Below are 26,458 nucleotides of genomic sequence, written 5' to 3'. Positions count from 1 at the left end.
TCCTTTTCGAGAGGGGCGGGCGCGGTCAGGCGGTCGCGGACAGGCGTGCGACCGCCGCGGTGAGCGAGGTGTCGTCGCCGACGTTCCCCGCGAAGACGATGTAGGGGATGCCGGCGGCCAGACCGTCCGCGGCTTCCCAGACCGAGACGATGCCCGGGAAGAGGGATCCGCGGACCCGCGCGCGGCGGATGTCGAGGCCGCGCGTCGCCACGTCGCTGGAGGTGATGCCTCCCTTGGCGATCACGAACCGAGGGGTGCGGCGTTCGGCCACCGCGTGGACGATGTCGACGACGGCCTGCGAGACGCGTCGCGAGATGTCGAGACTCTCGGCCGGATCGTCGGTGCGCACGAGCGTTCGACTCGTGTGGATGACGACGTCACCGCCCAGGAGTGCGGTCGAGACGGCGTCGATCACGCGCGTCACCTCGTCGGCGGCGGTGTGCGCCTCGAGCAGCCGCGGCACCTCCAGCTCCACCACGGCGAGATCGCGATGGTCGACCAGATGGGCGAGCTGGCGACTGGTCAGACCGACGTGCGATCCGACGACGATCAGTCCACCGCGCACCGACCGGTCTGCGGTGAGACCGTCGACGTCCACGGGCTCCCGACGGCGTTGTCCGATGCGCGCGCGGACGAACGGCGGGCCGACGCGGTAGACGAACGAGCGTCCCTCCGCTTCGACGATCTCGAGACCGAGCGCCAGCTGGATGAGATCCTCCTCGACCACCGCGTCGACGACGATCGGCACGCCGTCGGCGGCGGACCGCAGCGCGTCGGCGACCGCCGCGGCACTCCGGCGCAGTGTGGCGAGGGTGATCTGGACGACATCGGATGCCGCGATCTCGCCGCCCGATTTCTCCTCGACCCAGTCGGCGAGGCGCGAAGACGTGAACCCGAACGTCGAGTCGCGGGCGAATTCGGTCTCGCCGATGGGGGTGAACGCTCCATCCGCCAGGACGCCGTGCGTCCCGTCGATCGTGATGCGCCCGGCATCCGGGAACGCCGGGACCACCACGGTGTTGCCGATGTGCGTGCCGCCGGCGAGGCGGACCTCCTCGATGATCGTGTCCGGCTCGAGGGGGAAGTGGCCGCGCAGCGTCGAGTCGCTGCGGCTGACGAAATCGACGCGGATCCCCGACCGCTCCGCGGCGCGAAGGGCGGCGCGCACGACCTCACGGTTGATGCGTTCGGCGGACTCGGGCGCGAGGCTGCGGGAGTTCGTCAGCACGTACACGGCGGGAGCGCCCGAGGCGAACGCCCAGGCGAAGTCTTCGACGTCCCACGCGCCGAGCACGGGGAGGTCCGCCACGGACTGCGTGCCCGTCGGGTCGTCGTCCAGCACGACGAAGACACGGTCCGCATCGGCGACCCGGGCGGCCAGGGCGTCGACGTCGGGCTCGGCGACGGCGGGCAGCGCCGCCGGATCGATGGATGCCACGTTCTCTCCTCGTCATTGAGAGTGCTCGCGTCTCCGAGAGCAGCTATCAGATGTATGACAGCATGCAGCATGCGGGAGGAAGCGTCAAGCGGGCCGTCGCGTCTCCGCGCGCAGGGCGGAACCGACTCAGCTCAGGACGTAGGCGCGCAGATCGTCGAGCGTCTGCTGCAGGTGGTGGTCCATCGCCTCCCGCGCGGCCGCGCTCGAGCCCGTCCGCAGGGCGGCGACGATGGCCCGGTGCTCCGCGATCGCGTGCTCCTGGATCTGCGGCACCTGGGACGTCTGCTTCCGCCGCTCGGCCATCACTTCGGTGAGGGGCGCGAGAAGGACGGCGAGGAAGAGATTGGCCGACGCCTCCATGATCACCGCATGGAAACGCAGGTCCGCCGCCACGAACGCGTCCACGTCCGCCCGCGCCGAGGCCGCGACCATCGAGTCCACGCACTCCTCGCATTCGCCGAGGGCGACCTCGGAGATGAGCGGAGCCGCCAGCGCGGCCGCCTCGCATTCGATCAGCCTGCGTGTCGAGATGAGCTGCTCCGAGACCGTGGCGTCGTCGCCGCGGGCTGCGCGGTACCGGAGCGCGTCGGGCACCGATCGCCAGGCCTCGACCGGGGCGACGCGCGAGCCGACGCCGGACAGAACACGAACGATCCCGCGCGCCGACAGGGTGCGCAGCGCCTCCCGGACCGTGACACGACTCACGTCGAACTCGTCGCCGATCTCGGCTTCGGTGGGGAGGGGATCTCCGGGCAGGAAATCACCGGCGATGATGCGTTCGAGCAGCTCATCGGCGACGGTGTTGACGAGGGATTTGCGTCTGCTCATGACGTCGTCTCGCTCTCACGCCACGGAGGGAGGGGTCCTACCGGCGTCATTCCTCCAGCGTAGAGCGTGCGCCCGCGTGGACGACACGCACCGCGGAGGAGGGATTCGATGTGGAGCCTAGGAGATTCGAACTCCTGACATCCTGCTTGCAAAGCAGGCGCTCTACCAGCTGAGCTAAGGCCCCGGGAAGGGAACGGGTGGGGCTACCAGGACTTGAACCTGGGACCTCTTCATTATCAGTGAAGCGCTCTAACCGCCTGAGCTATAGCCCCGTCTCGCTGACGCAACGTCGTCAACCTCGAAGACTTTACCTGAATCCCGAGGTTTTTCCGAATCGGCGTCAGTTGGAGGTGAAGCCCACGAGCAGGCCGCCCGTGACCTTGACGGCGAGGTTGTAGATGCCGGCCAGGACCGCACCCATGACCGTCACGACGACCAGGTTGAGAATCGCGACGATCGCGGCGAACGCCATGACCTGGGGCAGGCCCACGTACTGCGACAGGGTGGCGCTCCCGTCGGTGAAGCTGGCGAAGAACTCGTCGGCCCGGGTGATGAGGCCGGTGGCGCTGACGACGAGGTACACCAGGAAGTACGACACGACCGTGACGATCGCGATCGCGACCGCGGCCAGGAAGGAGAGCTTCAGGGCCGACCAGAAGTCGATGTACACCAGGCGCAGACGCACCTGCTTGGCGGACGTCTTCTGAGTCGACTTCTTGGCGAGTTTGTCGGCTACCGTGCTCATGCGTCAGTACTTTCCTCGGGGGTCTCGGAAGAGGAGGCGGTCTCGACCGCATCGGGCGCGGTCGTCTCCGTCGTCTCGGTCAGGTTCCGCTCGCTGTTCCGGGCGATCGCGATGATGCGATCATCGCCTCCGGCACGGGCGAACACGACACCCATCGTGTCGCGACCCTTGGCAGGCACCTCGGCCACGGAGGAGCGTACCACCTTGCCACTGGCAAGAACCACAAGGACCTCGTCGCCCTCGGACACCATCAGACCGCCCGCGAGAACCCCGCGATCCTCGGTCAGACGGGCCACCTTGATGCCCAGTCCGCCGCGGTTCTGCATGCGGTACTCGGTGACGGCGGTGCGCTTGGCGTAGCCGCCCTCGGTGACGATGAAGACGAACTCGTCGTCCTTGGCGACGGATGCCGAGAGCAGGCTGTCGCCCGCGCGGAAGTCCATGCCCTTCACGCCCGACGTCGAGCGGCCCATCGGACGCAGCGCGCTGTCGGTGGCGGAGAACCGCAACGACATGCCCAGGCGGCTGATGAGGAGGATGTCGTCGCCCTCGTCGACCAGCAGTGCGCTGACGAGTTCGTCGGCCGCACCCGGCTCGGCATCCTCACCGTCGTCCGAGGCCTGGCCGCGGAGCTTGATGGCGATCACGCCGCCCTGCCGGTTGGTGTCGTACTCGTCGAGACGGGTCTTCTTGACCAGACCGTTGCGCGTTGCGAGCACGAGGTAGGTCGCGACGTTGTAGTCGCGGATGTCGAGGATCTGCGCGATCTCCTCGTCGGGCTGGAGCGCGAGGAGATTCGCGACGTGCTGGCCCTTGGCATCCCGGCCGGCCTCGGGCACCTCGTACGCCTTCGAGCGGTACACGCGGCCCTTGTTGGTGAAGAACAGCAGCCAGTGGTGGGTCGTGGTGACGAAGAAGTGCTCGACCACGTCGTCGGCGCGCAGCTGCGCGCCCTTCACGCCCTTGCCGCCGCGGTGCTGCTGGCGGTAGTTGTCGCTGCGCGTGCGCTTGATGTAGCCGTCGCGGGTGACCGTGACGACCATCTCCTCCTCGGCGATGAGGTCTTCGATCGACACGTCGCCGTCGAAGCCGTGGAGGATCTCCGTGCGGCGGTCGTCACCGAAACGGTCGACGATCGCGGTGAGCTCGTCACGGATGATCGTGCGCTGGCGACCGGGGGTGGCGAGGATGTCGTTGTAATCGGCGATGCGCGCCTCGAGCTCGGTGGCCTCGTCGACGATCTTCTGTCGTTCGAGGGCGGCGAGGCGACGCAGCTGCATGTCGAGGATCGCCTGCGCCTGGATATCGTCGATGTCGAGGAGCTTCTGCAGTCCCTCGTTGGCATCCTGAGCCGTCGGCGAACGGCGGATGAGCGCGATGACCTCGTCGAGCGCGTCGAGCGCCTTCAGGTAGCCGCGCAGGATGTGCATGCGCTCCTCGGCCTTGCGCAGGCGGTAGCGCGTGCGCCGGACGATGACCTCGATCTGGTGGTCGATCCACAGGCTGATGAAGCCGTCGAGCGACAGGGTGCGCGGCACGCCGTCGACGATGGCGAGCATGTTGGCGCCGAAGTTCTCCTGCAGCTGGGTGTGCTTGTACAGGTTGTTCAGCACGACCTTGGCGACCGCGTCGCGCTTGAGCACGACGACGAGGCGCTGCCCGGTACGACCCGACGTCTCGTCGCGGATGTCGGCGATACCGGTGATCTTGCCCTCGCGGGCGAGGTCGCCGATCTTGACCGCGACGTTGTCGGGGTTGACCTGGTACGGCAGCTCGGTGATGACCAGGCACGTGCGTCCCTGGATCTCTTCGATGTTGACGACGGCGCGCATCGTGATCGAACCGCGTCCCGTGCGGTACGCGTCCTTGATGCCGCGCGTGCCGAGGATCTGCGCGTGCGTGGGGAAGTCGGGCCCGGGGATGCGCTCCATGAGCGCCTCGAGCAGCTCTTCGCGGCTGGCATCCGGATTCTCCAGAGCCCACAGGGCGCCGGCGGAGACCTCGCGGAGGTTGTGCGGCGGGATGTTCGTCGCCATACCGACGGCGATACCGACCGAGCCGTTGACGAGCAGGTTCGGGAAGCGCGCCGGCAGGACCGTCGGCTCCTGGGTCTGTCCGTCGTAGTTGTCCTCGAAGTCGACGGTGTCTTCTTCGATGTCGCGCACCATCTCGAGCGCGAGGGGAGCCATCTTCGTCTCGGTGTACCGGGGCGCGGCCGCACCCTGGTTGCCGGGCGATCCGAAGTTGCCCTGCCCGAGGGCCAGCGGATAGCGCAGCGACCACGGCTGAACGAGACGCACCAGGGCGTCGTAGATCGGGGCGTCACCGTGCGGGTGGTAGTGCCCCATGACCTCGCCGACGACGCGGGCGCACTTCGAGAACGACTTGTCGGGACGGAAGCCGCCGTCGTACATGCCGTAGATGACGCGGCGGTGCACGGGCTTCAGGCCGTCGCGCACGTCGGGCAGCGCACGCCCGACGATGACGCTCATCGCGTAGTCGAGGTAGCTCCGCTGCATCTCGAGCTGGAGGTCGACCTGGTCGATCTTCCCGTGGTTGTGAGCGGGCTCTTCGGGCGCGCCGGCGGGCTCGGGAGTGATGTCGTCAGCCATGGATTCTCAGTTTCGTATCGAGTCGACCGGGATCAGATGTCGAGGAAGCGGACGTCTTTGGCGTTGCGCTGGATGAAGCTGCGTCGCGATTCGACGTCCTCGCCCATGAGCACCGAGAAGATCTCGTCCGCCGCGGCGGCGTCGTCGATCGTGACCTGCTTGAGGGTGCGGGTCTCGGGGTCCATCGTGGTCTCCCACAGCTCGTGGTCGTTCATCTCGCCGAGACCCTTGTAGCGCTGGATGCCGTTGTCCTTCGGGATACGGCGACCGGCGGCCTGGCCCTCGACGAGCAGCGCGTCGCGCTCACGGTCGCTGTACGCGTACTCGTGCGGGTGGTTCGACCACTTGAGGCGGTAGAGCGGCGGCTGCGCGAGGTAGACGAAGCCGGCCTCGATGAGACCGCGCATGTAGCGGAAGAGCAGCGTGAGCAGCAGCGTCGTGATGTGCTGCCCGTCGACGTCGGCATCCGCCATGAGGACGATCTTGTGGTACCGGGCCTTGGCCATGTCGAAGTCTTCGCCGATGCCCGTGCCGAAGGCCTGGATCATCGCCTGGACTTCCTTGTTGCCCAGCGCTCGATCGAGGCGCGCTCGCTCGACGTTCAGGATCTTGCCGCGGAGCGCCAGGATCGCCTGCGTGTGCGGGTCGCGCCCCTGCACGGCCGAGCCGCCGGCGGAGTCACCCTCGACGAGGAAGATCTCGCTGATCGACGGGTCTTTCGACGTGCAGTCCTTGAGCTTGTCGGGCATGGCCGCGGACTCGAAGACGCTCTTGCGCCGAGCGGTCTCTCGGGCCTTGCGGGCGGCGAGACGCGCGGTCGCCGCGTCGATGGCCTTGCGGATGATGTTCTTGGCCTGCGCGGGATTGCGGTCGAACCAGTCGCCGAGCTTGTCGCCGACGACCTTCTGCACGAAGGCGCGCGCCTCGGTGTTGCCGAGCTTGGTCTTGGTCTGGCCTTCGAACTGCGGCTCCGACAGCTTCACCGAGATGACGGCCGTGAGCCCCTCGCGGATGTCCTCACCCGTGAGGTTGTCGTCCTTCTCCTTGAGGAGGTTGTTCGCGCGCGCGTAGCGGTTGACGAGCGTCGTCAGCGCCGCGCGGAACCCCTCCTCGTGCGTGCCGCCCTCGTGGGTGTTGATCGTGTTGGCGTAGGTGAAGACGTTCTCGGTGTAGGCCGTCGTCCACTGCATCGCCAGTTCGAGGGCGATCTTGCGGTCGGTGTCCTCGGACTCGACCTCGATGACCTCGTCGTTGACGACATCGGCCTTGCGCACCCGGTTGAGGTGCTCGACGTAGTCGACGAGGCCGCGCTCGTAGAGGAACGAATCGTGCCGGGCTGCGGTCACCTCTTCGCCGGGCTCGCCCTCGGTGACCACGGCATCCGGACGCTCATCGCGCAGGCTGATGCGGAGTCCCTTGTTCAGGAACGCCATCTGCTGGAAGCGCGTCCGGAGGGTGTCGTAGTCGAAGTCGACGGTGTCGAAGATCGTGGCATCCGGCCAGAACGTGATCGTCGTGCCGGTCTCCTCGCTCTCCTCGCCCTGGGCGAGCGGCGCCAGCGGCACACCACCGTCGCGGAAGGACTGCCGCCAGACGTGTCCCTGGCGCTTGACCTCGACCTCGAGGCGGGTCGAGAGCGCGTTCACGACCGACGAGCCGACGCCGTGCAGACCGCCGGAGACGGCATACCCGCCACCGCCGAACTTTCCACCGGCGTGCAGAACGGTCAGGACGACCTCGACCGTCGACTTGCCCTCGGTGCGGTGCATGTCGACCGGGATGCCACGGCCGTTGTCGATCACACGGACGGCGCCGTCGGAGAGGATCGTGACGTCGATCAGGTCGCAGTAGCCGGCGAGGGCCTCGTCGACGGAGTTGTCGACGATCTCCTGCACGAGGTGATGGAGGCCGCGCTCGCCCGTCGAGCCGATGTACATGCCGGGACGCTTGCGGACGGCCTCGAGACCCTCGAGCACCTGGATGGCGTCTGCCCCGTACTCGTTGGGAACCTTCGCACTGGTCGTCGCTTCGGGTTCCGCGGAAACGTTGTCGGGGTTTTCGGACGTCATGACTTCGCGAGCTCCAGATCGATTCGTCGGAACCTCCATCCTACCGCGCGAGGCCGCTCGAAGCGGTGTGTACGCCCCTAGGAGGGGATAAATCGGATCAAGCCAACCCCGACCATGGCCTAGCCGTAGGTATCGCGCGGGCCGCGGCCTGGAACGGCTCTCGTCCCCCATTTCCAGGAGGGGACGTCCGGCCCGATGAAGCGGATCGACTCGACCCCCGCCTCGGGGAAGCGCCGGATGATCTCCGACAGGATGTGCGCGCGCATCAACTGGAGCTGCTTCGCCCACGCCGTCGAGTCAGCCTGGACGGTCAGCATCCCGGCATCCAGGGCCACCGGGCGGGTGTGGGCAGCGGTGTCGGCACCGGCCACGTCGTGCCAGGTACGGACGAGGTCTTCGCGCGCCAGCTGCGGCTCCCAGCCGGCCGACTTCGTCAGGGTCGAGAGCACATCGCCGAGGCCGCGGGGATCGCGGCCCGGGGTGAACGGGGCGTTCTCGCCGTCATCGGCACGCCGGCGACGCTTCTTCTTGCGATACGGCGACGGCTCGAGACCGCGCAGCCGCAGGTACGTGGCGATGGTCTCGGGGAGGTCGGGCTCGTCACTCATCGGCGCCCTCGATCCGGCCGGACTCGACGCGGACGACGTGCGCACGCAGACCGTCGGGCACGTCCTCTTCGACGGCGGAGGTCACTATGACCTGCTCGTATCCCGCGACCAGGTCGGCGAGGCGGGTGCGGCGACCGGCGTCGAGCTCGGCGAACACGTCGTCGAGGATGAGCACCGGGTCGCCGAGACGCGACTCCGCGCGGAGCAGTTGAGCGGATGCCAGGCGCAGAGCCAGCGCCACCGACCAAGACTCGCCGTGCGAGGCGTATCCCTTCACTGGCAGACCCCGCACTTCGAGGACGAGGTCGTCGCGATGCGGGCCGACGAGCGTCAGTCCCCGCTCGAGCTCGGTCGCGCGCCGGGCCGCGAGCGCGGCGCGGAACTGGTCGGCGAGCGATCCCGTCATCCCCGCCTCGGTGGCCTCGTCGCCTTCCTCGGGATCGCCCCCGCCCACCGACAGCGCCCAGCGCAGACGCGGGTCGTGATCGGCACCCGCGATCGCGGCGTACGCCTCGGCCACGGGAGCGGAGAGATCGGATGCCAACGCCAGACGCGCCTCGATCACCTCGGTACCGAGGGCGACGAGCTTGTCGTCCCACACGTCGAGCGTTCCGAGGGCATCGCCGCGGATGCCGCGCGCACGTGCCGACTTCAGCAGCGCGGTGCGCTGGCGGAGCACACGGTCGTAGTCGGCCAGGACGCCGGCGAGACGCGGGGACCGCTGGACGATGAGCTGATCGGCGAACCGCCGACGCGCCGACGGGTCGCCCCGCACGATCTGCAGATCCTCGGGGGCGAACAGCACCACCTGCGCGTAGCGGGGCAGTTCGGCTGTGCGGACGTTCACGCCGTTGACCCGCGCCTTGTTCGATCCTTGGCGGTTCAGCTGCAGCTCGAGCAGCACGCTGCGTTCCCCGTGGGCCAGACGCGCGCGGACGATCGCGGCATTCGCCCCGTCACGCACCATCGGCGCGTCACTGGAGACGCGATGCGAGCCCAGTGTCGCGAGATACGCGACGGCCTCGACGAGATTGGTCTTCCCCTGACCGTTGCGGCCGACGAAGAGGTTCGCGCCGGCCGAGAGCGCCACGTCGGCGGCCGCATAATTGCGGAAATCCGTCAGTCCGAGCTGCTCCACGATCACCGAGTCAGACTACCCGGCGGCCCCGACATGCGCCGGGCCGGAGCCCCCTCAGCGCAGGAGGAGGTTGGGCTGCAGCAGGTACTTGAACGAGCCCTCGCCGCCCTTGTCGACCGAGGTCTGCGGGGTGATGAGCACCGGGCTGAGCTTGTTGGCGTTGTCGCTCGAGGTGAACGTGATGCGCGCGAACTCGCTGCGGACGGCGCCGAGGGACTCCAGGAGGTACTGCGGGTTCAGGCCGAGGGTGACCTCATCGCCGACAAGCGTCGCGTCGACGGATTCCGTCGCGCGGGCCTGCTCGGTGCCCGAGGCGTCCATCGACACTCCGTCCGGACCGAAGGTGAATCGCAGCGGGGCCGACCGGTCGAGCACGAGCGCGACACGGCGCACGGCTTCGGCGAGCTCGGCGGTGTTGACGACGCTGTGGTGCTCGGTCTGCGCGGGGAAGAGACGGCGCACGGGCGGGAAGTTGCCCTTGATGAGCAGCGACGTGACGGTCTTGTTGCCCGAGGAGAAGGCGATGATCTCGCGGTCGCCCGAGCCCGAGAAGGCGATCGAGATGTCGCCGCCGTGCGCGAAGGTCTTGCCGACCTCCTGCAGCGTGCGTGCCGGCACGAGGGCCGCCGTCGGCTCGTCGGATGCCGCGGCCCCGCCGTCCCACGGGATCTCGCGCAGCGCGACGCGGTAGCGGTCGGTGGCGACGAGGCTCAGCTGCGTGCCGGTGACCTCGAGCTGCACGCCCGTGAGGACGGGAGTGACGTCGTCTCGCGACGCGGCGAAGGCGACCTGCGCGATCGCGGTGGCGAAGTCGTCGGCGGGGACCAGACCGGACTCGCCGGTGACCTCGGGGATCGCCGGGTACTCCTGCACGGGCATGGATGCCAGCGTGAAGCGGGCCGAGCCGCACGTGAGCAGGATGCCGCCGTCGTCGTCGACGGCGATCTGGATGGGCGCGTTGGGGAGCCGGCTCGCGATGTCGGAGAGCAGACGGCCGTGGACGAGGATCGTTCCCGGCTCGTCGACGGTCGCTTCGATCGTGGTGCGCGCGGACGCTTCGTAGTCGAACGCGGCGAGCGTGAGACCTTGCTCTCCCGCTTCGATCAGCACACCGGCCAGGATCGGCTGCGGGTTGCGCTGCGGCAGGAGCTTGACCACGAACGAAACGGCTTCGCTGAAGACATCGCGATTGACGTGAAACTTCACGGGCGCTCCCTTGACGGCGGTATGGCTTACCCATGCTAGTGCCCGACCGAGGCGGCACACGTCGGCACACGTTCGCACCGCAAGGTCATCGAACCTCTGTTAACTCATCAATGGATTCTTCATCTTGTTAACAGCTGTGGAGAGTGTGGATAACTCGCGCGAGGCGTGTTAACACAAGGGAACTACACGCCTGTGATCTGTGGACGCGTTGCGGAGAGCCTGGGCAGTTAACACGTTCGGTCGCGCGCGGGTTCTCCGCTTCCTCCACAGGCGGACGTGTGTCGTTCACATGTCTTCCGCAGAGAATTCGAGTTATCCACAGGTTTTCCACACTGTGTAGAACCGAGTAAAAGATCTGCCGCGAACGTCGCTGACGGCCCCGCTCGCGCGCGAAAACGACCGAGGGGTTCGCCCGCGGATGCGGACGAACCCCTCAGTTCAGATGAGCGCTCAGCGCATGCGCCCCAGCTGCGTCGTGATCTCGGACACCTGGTTGTAGATCGAGCGCCGCTCCTTCATGAGGTCGCTGATCTTCTTGTACGCGTACATCACCGTCGTGTGATCGCGGTTGCCGAACAGCTGGCCGATCTTCGGCAGGGACAGACTCGTCCGCTCACGGCAGAGGTACATGGCGATCTGTCGCGCCGTGGCCACGGCCTGCGAGCGACTCGACCCGTAGAGATCGTCGACCGACAGCTTGAAGTACTGCGCGGTCGCGGTGATGATGTCGGTCGGCGAGACCACGTTGGCGTCGTCCTGGTCGATGATGTCGCGGAGCACGGTCTGCGCCAGCGACATGTCGAGCGTCGAGCGATTCAGGCTTGCGAAGGCGGAGACGCGGATGAGCGCCCCCTCGAGCTCGCGGATGTTCGAGGAGACGACGGTCGCGATGTACTCGAGGACGTCGTCGGGGATGAGGAGTCGTTCGCTCTGCGCTTTTTTGCGGAGGATCGCGATACGCGTCTCGAGGTCGGGCGCCTGCACGTCGGTGATGAGACCCCACTCGAAGCGGCTGCGCATGCGGTCTTCGAACCCGGTGAGCTGCTTCGGAGGGAGGTCGCTGGTGATGACGACCTGCTTGTCGTGATCGTGCAGCGTGTTGAAGGTGTGGAAGAACGCTTCCTGCGTCTCAGCGCGACCCTGCAGGAACTGGATGTCGTCGATGAGCAGGATGTCGACGTCGCGGTAGCGGGCCTGGAAGGCCGAGCCGCGGTTGTTCGCGATCGAGTTGATGAAGTCGTTCGTGAACTCCTCGCTCGAGACGTAGCGCACGCGGATGCCGGCGTACATGCTCGCGGCGTAATCGCCGATCGCGTGGAGGAGGTGGGTCTTGCCGAGTCCGGAGTCGCCGTAGATGAAGAGCGGGTTGTACGCCTTCGCGGGGGCTTCGGCCACGGCGACCGCGGCGGCGTGCGCGAAGCGGTTGGACTGCCCGATGACGAAGTTGTCGAAGGTGTACTTCGGGTTCAACCGCGTGTCGTTCCGGGAGGCCGGGACGATCGGGTCGGGCGCCTGCTCGGGCAGGGGCGAATGGGTGTTCGGTGTCGAGTTCGCGACCGGTCGCTCGTCGACGGCGGGTGCGGAACGGTGCGACTCGATGAGGTCGGGGTTCACGACCACGCGGAAGTTGCTCACTTCGGGGTCGACGCCCTGCACCTGCGTGAGGGCCTCGAGGATGGGCGCGCGCATGCGCTTGTTCATCTGCGCCGCGGTGAGGTCGTTCGGAACGTCGAGGTAGAGCGTGCCCCCCATGACGCCCTGCGGAACGGCGAGGTTCAGGAAGCCGTGGAGCTGCGGGGTGACGCGGTCATCGGTGAGGAGATGGTCGAGCACGGCGGACCAGACGGGAACATCCGGTACTTGGTGCAATGACATATCCCCTCCGGGATCTCGGCGCGCGACTGTCGACGTGCAGCGCGCCGAACCTGTGGATAACTTCCGGGGACACGCTAGTTCGCGGTCCGCACGGAGCCAAATCAACTGTAGAACGCGCTCGCGTGTCTTTGCCACGGGTGTGGACGACGCTTGGGGATAATGAGCGGTCGACCTCCCGGTTTGAGTTAACGTCGCGCACGACGTAGCCTTAGTCGGTTGACTTATGCCTACACGGCAGTCCCGACCACGTCCCCCGGCAGAAGAGCATCGGGTGACATCACCTCCGGAGTGACCCATGAGCAAGCGCACCTTCCAGCCCAACAACCGCCGTCGCGCCAAGAAGCACGGCTTCCGCGCCCGTATGCGTACGCGCGCCGGCCGCGGCATCCTCGCGGCGCGTCGCGCCAAGGGCCGCACCGAGCTCTCGGCCTGACCCACCTAGTGCTCGCGAAGCCGAACCGACTCACCCGCGGATCGGATTACAAAGCCACCGTCCGTCGGGGTTCTCGGTGTGCCGGAACGCACACCGTCACCTACGTCGGCAGCGTGCCGGACGAAGGTCCCGCACGGTTCGGCTTCATCGTGAGCCGCCAGGTCGGCTCCGCCGTCACACGCAACACCGTCCGCCGCCGTCTCAAGGCGGTGTGCGCCGAGGCGCTCCCGCTCGTCCGCGGGGGCGCCTCGGTCGTCATTCGCGCGCTCCCGTCGGCCGCCACGGTCGACTACGCCGATCTCCGCGCCGACGTCGTCCGGTGCCTTCAGCGCAAGGCCGCCGCATGAGCACGTCGACGCTGCCCACCTCGTCCACCGGCGTCGGGCACCTGGAGTGGGACACCATCGCGGCATCCGTTCCCCTTCTCCCCCGCAACGCCGGCCTCGCCCTTCTGCACGCCTACCGCGCGACGATCTCGCACGTCTACGGCGACGTGTGCAAGTACTACCCGTCCTGCTCCGCCTATTCGGTGGGCGCCGTGCAGCAGCACGGACTCGTCAAAGGTGCCGCGTTGACCGCGGCCCGCCTCGCCCGCTGCCACCCCTGGGCTCAGGGAGGCATCGACGACGTCCGTCCGCACCGCGCCTTCCGTCACGAACTCACTCCGCACGGCTTCGTCGTGCCCTCCCGAAAGGACTGATCCGTGCCGGATCTCATTGGAATCGTCCTCTGGCCCTTGAAATGGGCCGTCGAGCTCGTGCTGGTCGGCTGGCATGCGCTCTTCACCGCGGTCGGCATGCCTCCGGCCGCGGGCCTCACGTGGGTGCTGTCGATCATCGGCCTCGTTCTAATCGTGCGGGCGGCGCTCATCCCGCTCTTCGTCAAGCAGATCAAGAGCCAGCGCAAGATGATGGAGATCGCGCCCGAGCTGCGCAAGGTGCAGGAGAAGTACCGGGGCAAGAAGGACCAGCTCTCCCGCGAGGCGATGAGTCGCGAAACCATGGCGCTCTACAAGAAGCACGGCACCACGCCGGTTTCGAGCTGCCTGCCGCTGCTCGTGCAGATGCCCATCTTCTTCGCCCTGTTCAGCGTGCTGAACGACGTCGCCAAGCACGCCACGAGCGGTCTCGGCGGCGTGGGTCTCCTGACCCCTGAGCTGACCCGCGAGTTCTACGACGCGCGCCTGTTCGACGTGGCATCCATGCACGTCAACCTCGTCACCGCGTGGGGCCAGTCCGACGGTCAGGTCACCGTCGCGATCCTGCTGACGCTCGTCGTGCTGATGATCGCGTCGCAGTTCTTCACGCAGCTGCAGATCATCTCGAAGAACCTGTCGCCCGAGGCCAAGACCGGTCAGGCGTACCAGATGCAGAAGATCATGCTCTACATCCTGCCGCTGGCCTTCATCTTCTCGGGTGTCTTCTTCCCGCTCGGCGTCGTCATCTACTGGTTCGTCAGCAACCTGTGGACGATGGTGCAGCAGTTCGTCGTCATCCGCGAGATGCCGACTCCCGGATCGGATGCCGCGAAGGCGCGGGAAGAGCGGCTCGCCCGCAAGGGCAAGGCGATCGACTCGAGCGGCAAGGTCGTTCCGATCGAGAAGTACGAGGCCGAACAGCAGCGCCTGTTCGAAGAGGCCGAGCGCGCACGCGCCGCACAGCCCAAGCGCCAGCAGCCCGTCGGCAAGCAGCGCGCCAAGAAGCAGCAGCAGTCCCCGAAGGCCTCCGGAACCGCTCCGCGGACGACCGCGAAGCCCGGAACCGACTCCCCCTCCTGAGCACCTGGAGACCATGAGATGACGACGTCCGAGCAGATCGCCACCGAGCACACCGCCGCCACCGAGGAGCAGCTGGAGCAGGAGGGCGACGTCGCCGCCGACTTCCTGGAAGGGCTCCTCGACATCGCCGATATCGACGGCGACCTGGCGCTCGATGTGCGCGCCGGCCGTGCATACGTGTCCGTCGAGGCCGAGGATGCCTCCGCGCTGTCGACGATCTCGCACCCCGACACCGTCCAGGCTCTGCAGGAACTCACCCGCCTGGCCGTGCAGAACTCGACGGGACGCTTCTCGCGTCTGATCCTCGACATCGGCGGCTCCCGCGATGCGCGCCAGCGTCAGCTCGAGAACCTCGTCGACCGTGCCATCCAGCGTCTCGAGGAGGGCGCCTCGCAGGCGTCGCTGCCGGCGATGTCGAGCTACGAGCGCAAGCTCGTGCACGACATCGCGGCTGACCGCGGGTACTCGTCCGAGTCCTTCGGTGAGGGTGCGGACCGGCACACCGTGCTGCGTCGCGGCTGATCCGTTCGACGTGGGCAACCAACTCGAAGCGGAACCGGATGCCGCGGCGGCGCTGTTCGGTGAGCGCATCGATCTGGCACGGCGGTTCACGAGCGCCCTGGCGGCGCATGGCGAAGAGCGTGGTCTGATCGGACCGCTCGAGGTGCCGCGGCTCTGGACCCGGCACATCCTCAACAGTGCGGTGGCCGCACCGTTCTTCGAGGGGCGAGTCGCGGACGTGGGGTCAGGTGCCGGCCTTCCCGGTGTCGTGCTCGCGATCGCACGACCGGACGTGGAGTTCACTCTCATCGAGCCCATGGAGCGACGGACCATCTGGCTCAGTGAGCAGGTCGCCGACCTCGGCCTCGAGAACGTCACCGTGGAGCGTCTCCGCGCAGAGGAATGGGCCAAGGGCCGGGTGTTCGATGTCGTCACCGCACGTGCCGTCAGTGCGCTCAGGACGCTCATTCCGTGGACCGCGCCGCTGGCGCGGGTGGGAGGGCGACTCGCCTACCTCAAGGGCGCGAACGTGGCGGCCGAGGTCGACGCGGCGGAGAAGCAGATCCGGCGCTTCGGTGTGTCCGACATCGAGGTGCATGTCGTGGGTGAGGGCGTGGTCGACGAACCGACGCGCGTCCTGACGGCGACGGTCACGCGGTAGCTACTCCCATTCAATGGGATTTGGTCGACCACGCCTTAACACGCCTCACCGTTGCCGCTTTCGGGTAGGCGCCTCGACCGGGTGACATCTCGAACACGTCGATGAGGAGCATCTGGGGATACGCCGGAGCCTGATCGAAGGCGGCGACGAGGTGTCCCTCGCATCCGATGGTGGTCACTCCCCCGCCCCACTTGACGCTCCAGGTGAGGAAGCGCGACGCGTCGTGCGGAACGGTCGTCGCGATCATGTCGGTGCGGAGCCGTTGGTCGTGGTGGGCCTTGATGCCGCACCGCACGCGCGTGCTCGCGCCGATGGCATCCGCGTCGATCTCCGCGACGCAGATCTCGCCCGAGTCTCGCGGGTCGTCGTGTTCGGTGCCGACCAGCCAGATGGCTGTCATGCAGTCGGGATCGGTGCTGGCCCGCAGCGTGACATCGACACGGCCGGCCGTCGGGGCGTAGCGGAGACTCGTCGGCGTGTGCGTACGAACGAGGAGTCCGTCCGAACGGTGGCGGTGTGTTCCCACGTTCGAGCCAAGAGCGCCCGAGAACGTGGCGGTCTGCAGATTCGAGACCCGCATCGGACCGTCTTCGGGACGCCACTCGAGCTGGTCTTCCTCGATGCGCAGATCGAGGCCTTCGGGCGCGAAGGCGAGCCGTGCGGCCGATCGGTCCGCCGTCGTCCAGTGCGGCAGGTAGTGCGGAACCCACACCGCCGCGAGCTCGGCGCTCGAGAAGTCGTCGTCGATGGCGGGCGCGGAGGTCGGGGGTGGCGAGAGCGGGTCACCCGGCGTTCGAAGCATGACAGCCAGTCTGCCGTGAAGGTCTGACATGGATGCCGTCGGAGTGGGCCGCGTCCCTGTTGAGCCCGGAGTTGTCACCGTTTCACGTGAAACCATTCGCGAGGTGGGTCCCGCGGCTTCGCCAGCAGGTGGGGTCGGGTCGGGCATCTCTTCGTGGCGGCGTCGAGAAGCTGGGCGAGTCGCGACTCGCAGAGTCTGCGGCGCTCCGCTTCTCGGCAGTGTGAGACGTGCTGCGCCACTGTTCCGGTGTCTGCGCGCTCGCTTGTGTGCGTGTCGGCGGGGTCGAGGCTGCGATGCGCCGCGCTGCGACTGTCGCCGACGCCTTAGTCCCCGGGATCTGGCACCCCCTCCCCGGTCTCCCGTGGTGGTGTGGCGTCGCGACCATCGATGTTCGTCCCGCGAGAGTCGCCGGTGAGCAGGACTGGGGCCGCGCGGAACGTGTGGTTTCCTGTCATCGGTGCCGCGTCGCACGTCGATGGGTCGGCACACACTCCCCCACCGTCATCCCATGTTCCAACACGGTGATGGGTCGACGTCGAAGTTCGGGTGTCTGAGGCGCGTCGGGCGCCAGTCACTCGGTTCTGGGCGTGGGTGATGGCGTCGACACCGCGGGGTCGCGGGCACGTCGTGACCACCCCGCTCTGCGCAGTTCCGCAATCGCGTCGGGGTCGGGGCCTCTCCCACACCGTGATGGGAGGGAGCGGAGCGTGCAGGACGTTCCTATCCTTGCGAGGCGACGTCCGGATGAGCCGTCTTCGCGCGGAAGAGGCGGGCGGTCGGTGGGGATGCTCATCCGGTAGTGCACGCAGGTCGAAGAGCGGCTGGCTGGCACGCGAGATGACATGTGGTCCGTGAACTCGGTCGAAAGAAGGTGAGCGTAGCCATCCGGGCTGAACCGCGTGATGCCGTGGACCACCCAAGAAAGCGCATTAGCTTGTGTGTTTGTGCCATCTCCGCGCGTGCCCGCTGATGGGGATGGGGTGCGTGGTCTTCCCCCCACCCTGGTTCGGGCGGGCGGCGGCTCGCCCTGACTGTGGAGAGGAGCATCCGGTTGCGGGGCCTGTGCGCCGGTGTTCCGGGGTGCTTCGCGTGACAAGTAGTGCCGCACACACCTGCGGTGATGGTGCGCATCCCCGAGGTGTTTCACGTGAAACATCGAGCCGCCAGCACGGTGCTCCCGTCAGATCCTGGTCGCGCTGTCGTCGAGCGGGTCCCGCGATGATCGCTACTCGACGCCGTCCATCTGCCACCGTCGGCATCCGCTCCCCCGCCCGCGCGGCCCCGCCGTGCCGCCATCGCTGTCGTTCTGGGCTGCCCACGCTTGCTGCTCGCGTGAGGAAGTAGCCTGGCGCGCACCACGCGTGAGTCACGCTCCGAAGGGCGTCTGTATGCGGATGTTTCACGTGGAACATCGCGTTCCACCCCGCGAGGCGCGATTGGCGCGCAGATGGTGCTCACCTCGGGCGACCGTGCCTCACCCGGCCCGTGCGACACGCGACCGGCGATCACGTGAGACGGTTCCGTGCGCCGGTATCCGTGTGCGGTGCCACACTTGAGGGCAGCCGTGGTGGCGAGTGGGCGGGGGTGCCGAATTCTGATCGTCTCGTCGGCGGCCTGCCCGTGGACGAGCTCGACGGACCGCCACGTCCGTCCGCCGCGCGCACGCCGTTGCTAGCGCGAGGATCGTGGCTGTCCGAGGGGCCTGATCGCGTGACCGAGCCGAGCTTTCTGTATGCGTACCGACGAGGCCGCACATTAGGTAGGTCGGCGTCGTCTGTGTAGGTGGCTCAGGCCGCTCCGGGATGATGTGTCCGGAGGCACGCCGCCGGATGAGCGGCCGGGGACGCGTCATTCGTCATCCTCTCAGGCCGGAATCCGAGATGTGGGCCACCGAGAGGGTGCGGACCGAGCACCGAATCGGCGGGCCGTGGGTTGTCGCCCGCTTCCTCTGCGCCCGGTGGGATACGGGTAGGCGGTCGATGGAAGTGCGTGCGGTTGCGCGGTGACGTGCATCCCCGCGGCCTCGGCCCCAGTAGGGCGATGTGTCGCCCGCCGAACCGTCCCTTCGAATGCGCGCTGCGAAGCTTCGTGTCTAACGGCGCGCTCGATCTACTCGCCTCGCGCGTGGGTATGTTTCACGTGAAACTTTCCGTTGTGACGGCAATGAGCTGGATGCCCGCGGCGTGCCGCCTCCCGGCAGAGCGCACTACCGCTCGACACTTCAGGTCCCGCGGCGACGAATGAGTGTCGACTGGGATTGCGGTCCTTGGTGGGACTGATGTCTCCGAACCGTGGCCGGCACGGCGAAACGAGCGCCACTAGCGACACAGGGGTATGCCGGGATGGCGGCCGCCGGTTGTCAGCGCGCGCGGCCAAGCGGCTGTTTCGCGTCTCGGGGTGCGGTGCTGTGCGCGGCCGCCGTGTGGGTGACGGCGGCTACGGCGCCGGACGTGGTCTGATCGACCAGCCTCGTCCATGGAGTGCACCGCACAGCTGCGTGGGTGTCGGGACTCCCCAGTCGTCGCTGTCCCACGCATCTCCGGGGGCTGGCATCGGCGCTTGGCCTGCGCAGATGCGGTTCACAGACCCAGGCGGTGCGGCGGGGGGGGGGGGGGCGGCACACGGATGGACGTGGTGCCGTGGCAGACGGCGCGACGCGAGGTGCGGCGGCACACAGGGCCCGAGCAGTCGCGGTGTGACGGCCTGGACACTCATTGACTGTTGGCGCCAACCCGAGATGTTCCACGTGAAACATCGAGCCCGCATTGCGCGGCCAGGCCAGATGCGCCTCCGGAGCGCAGACGCGAGCTCGATTGTCACCGGATCCCAGCGTGACGGAGATCGTCGGTGATGAGGCGCATTGGGAGATCGCTTCACACGGTGTGGCGAGCAAGACGTCGGACGCGGGCTTCGAAAAGCGCCCACGGTTGCGGCGTCGTGGGCGACACTCCGGCGGTGCGGGCTGTCGCGGAGGGCCGATGGGGTCCGGGGGCGGTGGAGAGCGCGGGTCCGTGCGCGCGAAGTCGATCCTGAAGGGCGTACCGACATGCCCCTGGCGTGCGAGCCGTGACGACCGGCTGTGGTGGGGCGAACGGGGGCTGCCCTTGATGACCAGAGCCGGCTGAGAGTAAACACCACTCATTCGAACGCCACGACCACGTAGGTGCAGCACAGGGTGTAGAAGCCACATAGCCACGCAGGAGCACCGACGCTCATGCGCTCGGCAATCGCAACGTTTCACGTGAAACATCCACATTTGGCGCGATGACGAAGCGTCCGCGCCCGTCCGTGCGCACGGCAGCTCTCCACGACCGAACGAGCGAGTAGACGGGCTCTCCCCGCACGCCCGATCGACGACATCAGAACGCCGTGCTCGTAGACAGCAGATGCTGCGACGGGACCGAGTGTGTCCGGGAAGCTGTGCGTTCGTCTCCTCGTGGACGACAATCCGCGATCCTCTGCGGGCACCCGCGCTGGAGATGACCCGGATTCACCCCGCGATTCCCGACACGCGCCTGCGCACGGTCGGTGTGCCCACGTAGACTGAGGATGTTGTCCCCGGAGATGAAGGAGCGCGTTTCACGTGAAACAATCCGGCGAGTCGTCCGGCTCGACCTCCTTCGAGGACTCCCCTATTGCACGTGAGCTCGCGGATCTCTCGGCTCGGCGCCGAGCGCTGGAGGCAGTCGAGGTGAAGTTGTCGGGGCGAACCCGCGTATTCACGGTGTCGAACCAGAAGGGTGGCGTCGGTAAGACGACCACAGCAGTCAACATCTCGGCTGCCCTCGCCTCGCTGGGCGCCAAGGTTCTCGTCATCGACCTCGACCCTCAAGGCAACGCGTCGACCGCACTCGGTGTGCCCCACAACGCGGACACGGCGAGCATCTACGACGTGCTGATCGACGAGTTCCCGCTGGCCGACATCATCCAGACCAGCCCGGAGTCGCCGAACCTCCTCTGCGCTCCGAGCACGATCCACCTCGCCGGGGCCGAGATCGAATTGGTCTCCCAGGTGGCGCGTGAGCATCGGCTTCGCGGGGCGCTGCGTGATTACCTTGCAGATGCCGGTAACCACCTCGACTTCGTGATCATCGACTGCCCGCCGTCTCTCGGGCTCCTGACCATCAACGCGTTCACGGCGGCGGATGAGGTCCTCATCCCCATCCAGTGCGAGTACTACGCGCTCGAGGGTCTGAGCCAGCTACTCGGCAGCGTCCAGATGATCCAGAAGCATCTGAACCCCGCCCTTCACGTGTCGACGATCCTGTTGACCATGTACGACGGTCGAACGCGCCTCGCACAGCAGGTCGCGGATGAGGTGCGTCAGCACTTCTCGGATGAGGTGCTCGACACGGTGATCCCCCGCTCTGTGCGCGTGTCGGAGGCGCCGAGCTTCGGACAAACGGTCATCGCCTACGATGGCCACTCGGCGGGCGCGATCGCCTACCGCGAAGCCGCGGTCGAAATCGTCGCACGCGATACCACCACGAAGGAAGACTGATGGCCAAGAGAACCGGACTGGGCCGCGGAATCGGCGCCCTCATCCCCACCGCCGAGTCGTCGGAGGCCCGCCCGGTCGACGTCTTCTTCCCCGGCGGCACGAAGACCGAGGAGTCGAAGGCGACGACCTCGGCGACGGAGCCCGTGGATGACACGGCGTCGGAGCTCGTCGCCGTCCCGGGAGCTCGGCTGGTGCACATCGACCCGCAGTCGATCGTGCCCAACCCCCGTCAGCCGCGGACGCACTTCGACCCGGAAGACCTCGCTGAGCTCGTCCACTCCGTTCGCGAGTTCGGCGTCCTGCAGCCCGTGGTCGTCCGCGACAAGGGCGACGGCACGTATGAACTCATCATGGGCGAGCGCCGTACCCGCGCGTCGCGCGAGGCCGGACTGTCCTCGATCCCCGCTGTCGTTCGCGAGACCGACGACGAGTTCCTCCTCCGCGACGCGCTGCTCGAGAACCTGCACCGATCGCAGCTGAACCCGCTGGAAGAGGCATCCGCCTACCAGCAGCTCCTCGAGGACTTCGGCATCACGCAGGAGGAGCTCGCCACCCGCATCGGTCGCTCGCGTCCGCAGATCAGCAACACGATCCGTTTGCTGAAGCTCCCCGTCCCCGTGCAGCAGCGGGTCGCGGCCGGCGTCTTGAGCGCAGGCCACGCGCGCGCGATCCTCTCGCTCGACGATCCGCGCGAGATGCAGAAGCTCGCCGACAAGATCGTGAACGAAGACCTCTCCGTCCGGGCGGCCGAGGCCGCGGCCAAGATGCCGGGAGTCGCCCCCGTTCGTCAAAAGCCCAAGGCCGGGAGCCGTCGTTCCGGTCTCGACGACATCGCCGAGCGTCTGGGTGACCGGTTCGACACCAAGGTGAAGGTGTCGCTCACTGCCAGAAAAGGCCAGATCAGCATCGATTTCGCCACGATCCAGGACCTCAACCGGATTCTTGCCGTGCTCGGAGAAGACGGCTACACTGGCTGAACATCGGCTCATTCCCTTCTCGGCATATGCCGGGAGCCGGCCCCGAGCGGCTCCTCTGTCCGAGGCCCGACGTAGGCTGGAGAGGTGACCGCGAACGACCAGGGCCCTCGCCGCCGCGCCAGTCTCGAACTGCTGCGCGCGGAGGCCTCGGACGAACTCGCCGTCCTCATTCACGAGCGTCTTCGCGGCGGTGAGGACCCCTGGGACTTCATGGAGGATCTCCCCAGCGTCGATGAGCTCGTCGTGCTGACCCTCCGGGCCGAGAACATCGCTGAAAACGGCGGCGTCCGGCCGAACCGGTCCCGCAACTACCGTGTGCTGCGACAGATCGCGCTGGACTATCCGGCGCTCACGCGCGCGGTGTGGCGCATCCTCGGCGATGAGGAACCCCACCGTCGCTGGGACGCGTCCGTGCGCCTTGACGCCTCTTAGGCCACCAGCGACCCGGCGTACGGCCGTCGGGCTCCCGAAGCTCTGAAACGCCACGGAGAGCTCCCGGAGTCTGCTCTGGTGCCATGGCCACCCCGGAAGCGCGCTCGGTGGCCAGGAGGCCGCAGGGCGGCCCGGATCGAGCGAGTCTTCTCGCGGCATCCCGTCACCCACGAGAAAGCCCCCGACACCACGAGGGTGCCGGGGGCTTATCGCTGCGAGCGGGCTCAGCCGAGGTAGGCCGCGAGGTCCTTCTCGAGAGCGAACTTCGGCTTGGCGCCGATGATGGTCGTCTTGACCTCGCCGCCTTCGAAGACCTTCATCGCGGGGATCGAGGTGATCTGGTACTTCATCGCGAGGTCGGGGTTCTCATCGACGTTGAGCTTCACGATGGTGATCTTGTCGGCGTTCTCGGACTGGATCTCGTCGAGAACGGGGCTGACCATACGACACGGTCCGCACCACTCGGCCCAGAAGTCCACGAGAACGGGGCCCTCGGCCTGCAGGACGTCCTGCTCGAAGGTCGCGCTGGTCGTCGCCTTGGCGGTCATGTGCATTTCTCCTTAGATGGAAGCGTTACCGGTGGAAACCCCGGTGAGCGTGGGTTTATTCCTCAGACGACAGCGGCGTCGGGGAGCCCTTCGAGGGGGCTCTCGGCGACGGCGGGCTCGCCCGCCTCACCGCGCGCGGCGAGGAAGTGCTCCACGTCGAGCGCGGCCACGGTGCCGCTGCCGGCAGCCGTGATGGCCTGACGGTAGGTGGGGTCGATGACGTCACCCGCGGCGAAGACGCCGTCGACCGACGTGCGCGACGAGCGACCGTCGACCCAGATCGTGCCCTCGGGGGTGAGCTGCAGCTTGTCGTGCACGAGGTGCGTGCGCGGGTCGTTGCCGATCGCGACGAAGAGGCCCTCGATCTCGAGGTCGCGCTCCGAACCGTCGACGGTGGAGCGCAGGCGCACACCGTTCACGGCCTCGTCACCGAGGATCTCGGCGACCTCGCTGTTCCAGACGAACTCGATCTTGGGGTTCGCGAAGGCGCGCTCCTGCATGATCTTCGAGGCGCGGAGCGAGTCCTTGCGGTGGATGATGTACACCTTCGAAGCGAACTTGGTGAGGAAGTTCGCCTCTTCCATCGCGGAGTCGCCGCCGCCGACGACGGCGATGGTCCGCTCCCGGAAGAAAAAGCCGTCGCAGGTCGCGCACCACGAGACACCGTGGCCGGACAGACGCTCTTCGCCCTCGAGTCCGAGCTTGCGGTAGGCGGAGCCGGTCGCGTAGATGATCGAAGCTGCCTCGTGCACCTTGCCGCTGCCGAGCGTGACCTTCTTGACGGGGCCGTCGAGCTCGAGCGAGACGACGTCGTCGTACAGCACCTCGGCGCCGAAACGCTCGGCCTGCGCCTGCATCTTGGCCATGAGGTCGGGTCCGAGGATTCCGTCAGGGAACCCGGGGAAGTTCTCGACGTCGGTGGTGGTCATGAGGTCACCGCCGGCTTCGACGGAGCTCGCGACGACGAGGGGTTCGAGGTTGGCTCGGGCGGCGTAGATGGCGGCCGTGTAGCCGGCAGGACCCGATCCGATGATGATGACGTGACGCACGGTAGCGCGTTCCCTTCGTTGATTCCGCCGGATGAAACCCATGCTAGCCCCGCAATATTCCTCGGGCCGGGGGCTGGCGCGGGGTCGTGACCCTCAGTCCTGGCCGACCTGTTCGGCGTCGCTGGGGGTGCTGACGTGGGCCTCCGCCCCGCGCGCCCGCCGGCGGCGACTGACGGTGCGCAGGACACCGATGCCGAGGAACACCACCACCAGGACGATGAAGACGATGAGGCCGATGCTCTCCCATTCGGCGCGGACCTCGACCTGCACGTCCTGCCGAGCACCGATGAGCTCGCCGGTCGGGCTGTAGAGCTGCATCGAGACGTTGACCTCGCCGTTCGCGATCCGGGCCTCGACGGGGACCTCGGTGCGCGTGTTCGCCGACGCCTGGGCGTCGATCGGGGTGTCGGCCTGCACCCGCAGGCGCACGTCGTCGGGCTGCGCCCGCAGCACCACCGAGATGGGCCACGGCAGATCATTGCGCACCCACGGTCGCAGCGGCGCGCTGGAACTCACCAGGCGGAAGTCGGACGACAGGATGCCGACCGAGTCCAGGGTCGTCTGGGTCGCGGAGCGGTGGGCGGCGACGGCCGTGCGGGCGGCATCCCCGGTCCAGGCGACGTTCAGCACCTGCAGGATCTCGGCCCGCTCCCGTCCGGTGAGCAGTTCCGGCTGGTCGAGGATCGTCGCGAAACGATCGATCGTGTCCTCGTCCGTGAGCAGGTCGGCGACATCCGCTGCGCGGACGGCGTCGGGAGTCGCCTCGGCGAGGGACACGTCCGTCAGGGGAGCACTCGCGATCGCGGCGAACGTCGAGGGGGTGTACCCGGGGGCGGATGCCAGGGCGCCCAGCGTCGCGCGCAGGCTCACGCGCGAGCGATCGGTGCCCCGGTCCAGAACGGCCAGCACGGGGCGGTCGTCCGCACCCGTTCGGGCGAAGGCGAGATGACCGGAGACGGCGGCCAGCGCCGCACCGCGCCGAGCCGTGTCGTTCTCGGCGGCGGCCCCGGTCAGGGCACGGGAGACCTCCGCGTCGTAGGCGGGCGTCGCCACCCCGCCCACGGCGGCGGTGGCCGTGGCGGCGCCCCCCGCGAGGTTGCTCGAGGCGACGAGGATGCGTGTCGGCGCGGCATCCGAGCCGAGGCTCCCGAGGGCGCTCACCACGGAGCCGTCGACCGAGCCGGTGGCGGGCCAGAAGACGTTCTGGTCGGCGGATCCGATGTCGAGGAGGGCCGTCAGGTCGGGGAAGGAGGGTTGTCCGGGAGCCGTCGAGGCCGAGGGGCTCGGAGTCGTGACCCCCGAGACGGGCTGGGTGAAGTCGGACGCCGTCATGTACGACTGCAGCGACGTCGGCGCGAGCGGTGTGGTGACACCCGCGCGGATCTGCGCCGACAGGTCGGCGTCGCCGAACTGCAGCGCGAAGCGGTCGTTGGGGAGGGCGAGCAGGCGTTTCAGCCATGCGACTGCGGTGGGAGGCGCCGATGACCCGAGCACCCGGATCGCGGCGGGGATCGCGGGGTCGACGGCGAGGGTCGCGACCGAACCGTCGACGGCATCCAACTGCGCCGAGAGCGCGCCGTCGACCGCGGTCAGGTCGGCCAGTTCGTCAGCCGTGAGCAGGCCACCGGTGCGGGGGGCTGCGGTGATCGGCACGACGACGGCCAGCGGTGTGCTCGCGCCGTCCGCGGGGACGACGACGACCGTCGGGGCCTGCAGCGACGCTCCCCCACCCGTCTGGGCCAGGACGGGGTAGACGCCGGCGCCGCGGCCGAGCAGGGCCGGGTCGGTGCCCTGCACCGTGAACGACACCGAGGTCTGTGCCGCCGGGGCCGTGGCATCCAGGTTCCCGGTCGCGATCTGCTGCAGCGTGACTCCGGACGCGTCGCCGCTCAGCCACCGCGTGAGGGCGGCGTCATCGGCCAGCGGTGTCGCACCGATCGACAGCGAGACGGAGGCCGCCGAGACGGTCGCGCCCCCGGAGTTCGTGAGCGTGGTCAGGACCGCGAGAGTCTCCCCCGCACGCAGGATGCCGTTCCCGGCCGGCGCGGCGGTCAGGGTGGGCGCAACGGCGCCGGCGGACGGCGAGGGCGTCGGTGTGGTCGCCGCGGTTGCGGCGAGCGGCGCCGCGAGTCCGAGTGCGAGGGCGGCCGCGGCGAGGGTCGCCAGCAACCGGCGCGTGAGAGAGCGCCGCGGCACGGGTGAGCCCGAGGGCAGGGAGGTCACGTTCATACGAGCGTCGGTGGAGCGAGGGGGCCTCG

At 68.0% G+C, this 26,458-nt stretch carries 22 protein-coding genes and 2 tRNA genes; 9 read left to right on the top strand and 15 right to left on the bottom strand.

What is annotated here, in order from left to right:
• Positions 1–25 precede the first annotated feature (25 nt).
• The 11 genes from QM517_RS14970 to dnaA all read right to left on the bottom strand — a co-directional run bounded on the left by QM517_RS14970 (position 26) and on the right by dnaA (position 12,519).
• The gene (locus tag QM517_RS14970) at positions 26–1,438 is read right to left on the bottom strand and encodes a four-carbon acid sugar kinase family protein (protein WP_077051049.1); all 1,413 of its coding nucleotides are present in this window, start codon (positions 1,436–1,438) and stop codon (positions 26–28) included.
• Positions 1,439–1,564: 126 nt separating this feature from the next.
• Positions 1,565–2,266, bottom strand: a complete 702-nt coding sequence (locus QM517_RS14965) for a FadR/GntR family transcriptional regulator (protein ID WP_283288518.1) — start codon at positions 2,264–2,266, stop codon at positions 1,565–1,567.
• Positions 2,267–2,377: 111 nt separating this feature from the next.
• Positions 2,378–2,450, bottom strand: a tRNA-Ala gene (locus QM517_RS14960).
• 14 nt (positions 2,451–2,464) lie between these two features.
• Positions 2,465–2,538: transfer RNA gene (locus QM517_RS14955), tRNA-Ile, on the bottom strand.
• Between the two features lie 68 nt (positions 2,539–2,606).
• Positions 2,607–3,011 (bottom strand): DUF3566 domain-containing protein, encoded by a 405-nt coding sequence (locus QM517_RS14950; protein WP_077051051.1) that lies wholly within the window; start codon positions 3,009–3,011, stop codon positions 2,607–2,609.
• Positions 3,008–5,623 (bottom strand): DNA gyrase subunit A, encoded by a 2,616-nt coding sequence (gene gyrA / locus QM517_RS14945; protein WP_283288515.1) that lies wholly within the window; start codon positions 5,621–5,623, stop codon positions 3,008–3,010. The genes QM517_RS14950 and gyrA overlap by 4 nt, the downstream gene beginning before the upstream one ends.
• Positions 5,624–5,655: 32 nt before the next feature.
• On the bottom strand, positions 5,656–7,692 hold the full coding sequence (gene gyrB, locus QM517_RS14940; RefSeq protein WP_077051053.1) for a DNA topoisomerase (ATP-hydrolyzing) subunit B: 2,037 nt from the start codon (positions 7,690–7,692) through the stop codon (positions 5,656–5,658).
• A 119-nt stretch (positions 7,693–7,811) separates the two neighbouring features.
• Positions 7,812–8,300 carry a DUF721 domain-containing protein gene (locus QM517_RS14935; RefSeq protein WP_077051054.1) on the bottom strand — a complete coding sequence of 163 codons (489 nt, stop codon included), beginning with the start codon at positions 8,298–8,300 and terminating at the stop codon, positions 7,812–7,814.
• Positions 8,293–9,444, bottom strand: a complete 1,152-nt coding sequence (gene recF / locus QM517_RS14930; protein WP_283288513.1) for a DNA replication/repair protein RecF — start codon at positions 9,442–9,444, stop codon at positions 8,293–8,295. The genes QM517_RS14935 and recF overlap by 8 nt, the downstream gene beginning before the upstream one ends.
• 48 nt (positions 9,445–9,492) lie before the next feature.
• The gene (gene dnaN, locus QM517_RS14925; RefSeq protein WP_077051056.1) at positions 9,493–10,644 is read right to left on the bottom strand and encodes a DNA polymerase III subunit beta; all 1,152 of its coding nucleotides are present in this window, start codon (positions 10,642–10,644) and stop codon (positions 9,493–9,495) included.
• A 450-nt stretch (positions 10,645–11,094) separates the two neighbouring features.
• Entirely contained in the window at positions 11,095–12,519 is a 1,425-nt protein-coding gene (dnaA, locus tag QM517_RS14920; RefSeq protein ID WP_303655676.1) for a chromosomal replication initiator protein DnaA, read from the bottom strand.
• 295 nt (positions 12,520–12,814) lie between these two features.
• Between dnaA and rpmH the strand changes: the two genes are divergently transcribed.
• From rpmH to rsmG, 6 genes are read left to right on the top strand one after another with little or no spacing between them, the layout of a single operon-like run.
• Positions 12,815–12,952 carry a 50S ribosomal protein L34 gene (gene rpmH / locus QM517_RS14915; protein WP_013584598.1) on the top strand — a complete coding sequence of 46 codons (138 nt, stop codon included), beginning with the start codon at positions 12,815–12,817 and terminating at the stop codon, positions 12,950–12,952.
• A gap of 8 nt (positions 12,953–12,960) precedes the next feature.
• Positions 12,961–13,299: a ribonuclease P protein component gene (gene rnpA / locus QM517_RS14910; RefSeq protein WP_077051058.1), complete on the top strand. Its 339-nt coding sequence runs from the start codon at positions 12,961–12,963 to the stop codon at positions 13,297–13,299.
• Complete coding sequence (yidD, locus tag QM517_RS14905; protein ID WP_077051059.1) at positions 13,296–13,652, top strand: membrane protein insertion efficiency factor YidD; 357 nt, start codon at positions 13,296–13,298, stop codon at positions 13,650–13,652. The genes rnpA and yidD overlap by 4 nt, the downstream gene beginning before the upstream one ends.
• Before the next feature lie 3 nt (positions 13,653–13,655).
• On the top strand, positions 13,656–14,729 hold the full coding sequence (gene yidC / locus QM517_RS14900; protein WP_077051060.1) for a membrane protein insertase YidC: 1,074 nt from the start codon (positions 13,656–13,658) through the stop codon (positions 14,727–14,729).
• Positions 14,730–14,747: 18 nt separating this feature from the next.
• A complete protein-coding gene (locus QM517_RS14895) occupies positions 14,748–15,251 on the top strand; it encodes a Jag family protein (RefSeq protein WP_077051061.1) in 504 nt (167 codons plus the stop codon).
• 10 nt (positions 15,252–15,261) lie between these two features.
• Complete coding sequence (gene rsmG / locus QM517_RS14890) at positions 15,262–15,891, top strand: 16S rRNA (guanine(527)-N(7))-methyltransferase RsmG (protein ID WP_139340652.1); 630 nt, start codon at positions 15,262–15,264, stop codon at positions 15,889–15,891.
• 10 nt (positions 15,892–15,901) lie between these two features.
• Here the strand turns inward: rsmG and QM517_RS14885 are convergent, their stop codons facing one another.
• Entirely contained in the window at positions 15,902–16,693 is a 792-nt protein-coding gene (locus QM517_RS14885) for a glycosyl hydrolase (protein WP_283288490.1), read from the bottom strand.
• Positions 16,694–20,276: 3,583 nt separating this feature from the next.
• Between QM517_RS14885 and QM517_RS14880 the strand changes: the two genes are divergently transcribed.
• The 3 genes from QM517_RS14880 (at position 20,277) to QM517_RS14870 (ending at position 22,603) form a co-directional block, all read left to right on the top strand.
• Complete coding sequence (locus QM517_RS14880; protein WP_077051063.1) at positions 20,277–21,194, top strand: ParA family protein; 918 nt, start codon at positions 20,277–20,279, stop codon at positions 21,192–21,194.
• Positions 21,194–22,171 (top strand): ParB/RepB/Spo0J family partition protein, encoded by a 978-nt coding sequence (locus tag QM517_RS14875; RefSeq protein WP_278103207.1) that lies wholly within the window; start codon positions 21,194–21,196, stop codon positions 22,169–22,171. Before QM517_RS14880 ends, QM517_RS14875 begins: the two co-directional genes overlap by 1 nt.
• Positions 22,172–22,255: 84 nt before the next feature.
• Positions 22,256–22,603 carry a tryptophan synthase subunit alpha gene (locus QM517_RS14870; protein ID WP_077051065.1) on the top strand — a complete coding sequence of 116 codons (348 nt, stop codon included), beginning with the start codon at positions 22,256–22,258 and terminating at the stop codon, positions 22,601–22,603.
• Positions 22,604–22,827: 224 nt separating this feature from the next.
• Here the strand turns inward: QM517_RS14870 and trxA are convergent, their stop codons facing one another.
• The 3 genes from trxA to QM517_RS14855 all read right to left on the bottom strand — a co-directional run bounded on the left by trxA (position 22,828) and on the right by QM517_RS14855 (position 26,423).
• Positions 22,828–23,151, bottom strand: a complete 324-nt coding sequence (gene trxA / locus QM517_RS14865) for a thioredoxin (protein ID WP_077051390.1) — start codon at positions 23,149–23,151, stop codon at positions 22,828–22,830.
• Positions 23,152–23,213: 62 nt separating this feature from the next.
• The gene (trxB, locus tag QM517_RS14860) at positions 23,214–24,200 is read right to left on the bottom strand and encodes a thioredoxin-disulfide reductase (protein WP_077051066.1); all 987 of its coding nucleotides are present in this window, start codon (positions 24,198–24,200) and stop codon (positions 23,214–23,216) included.
• Positions 24,201–24,293: 93 nt separating this feature from the next.
• A complete protein-coding gene (locus QM517_RS14855; protein ID WP_283288483.1) occupies positions 24,294–26,423 on the bottom strand; it encodes a DUF6049 family protein in 2,130 nt (709 codons plus the stop codon).
• Positions 26,424–26,458: the final 35 nt, after the last annotated feature.

The organism is Microbacterium sp. IEGM 1404 (assembly GCF_030056775.1).
Taxonomy (GTDB): Bacteria; Actinomycetota; Actinomycetes; order Actinomycetales; family Microbacteriaceae; genus Microbacterium.
This window is presented reverse-complemented; position numbering and strand designations above follow the sequence as displayed.

Bases quoted from the DNA above. Each gene is read 5' to 3' on its own strand.
- QM517_RS14965 (WP_283288518.1), bottom strand. From the start codon at position 2,266: ATGAGCAGACGCAAATCCCTCGTCAACACCGTCGCCGATGAGCTGCTC.
- QM517_RS14950 (WP_077051051.1), bottom strand. From the start codon at position 3,011: ATGAGCACGGTAGCCGACAAACTCGCCAAGAAGTCGACTCAGAAGACG.
- gyrA (WP_283288515.1), bottom strand. From the start codon at position 5,623: ATGGCTGACGACATCACTCCCGAGCCCGCCGGCGCGCCCGAAGAGCCC.
- gyrB (WP_077051053.1), bottom strand. From the start codon at position 7,692: ATGACGTCCGAAAACCCCGACAACGTTTCCGCGGAACCCGAAGCGACG.
- QM517_RS14935 (WP_077051054.1), bottom strand. From the start codon at position 8,300: ATGAGTGACGAGCCCGACCTCCCCGAGACCATCGCCACGTACCTGCGG.
- dnaA (WP_303655676.1), bottom strand. From the start codon at position 12,519: ATGTCATTGCACCAAGTACCGGATGTTCCCGTCTGGTCCGCCGTGCTC.
- rpmH (WP_013584598.1), top strand. From the start codon at position 12,815: ATGAGCAAGCGCACCTTCCAGCCCAACAACCGCCGTCGCGCCAAGAAG.
- yidD (WP_077051059.1), top strand. From the start codon at position 13,296: ATGAGCACGTCGACGCTGCCCACCTCGTCCACCGGCGTCGGGCACCTG.
- QM517_RS14895 (WP_077051061.1), top strand. From the start codon at position 14,748: ATGACGACGTCCGAGCAGATCGCCACCGAGCACACCGCCGCCACCGAG.
- QM517_RS14885 (WP_283288490.1), bottom strand. From the start codon at position 16,693: ATGCTTCGAACGCCGGGTGACCCGCTCTCGCCACCCCCGACCTCCGCG.
- QM517_RS14875 (WP_278103207.1), top strand. From the start codon at position 21,194: ATGGCCAAGAGAACCGGACTGGGCCGCGGAATCGGCGCCCTCATCCCC.
- trxA (WP_077051390.1), bottom strand. From the start codon at position 23,151: ATGACCGCCAAGGCGACGACCAGCGCGACCTTCGAGCAGGACGTCCTG.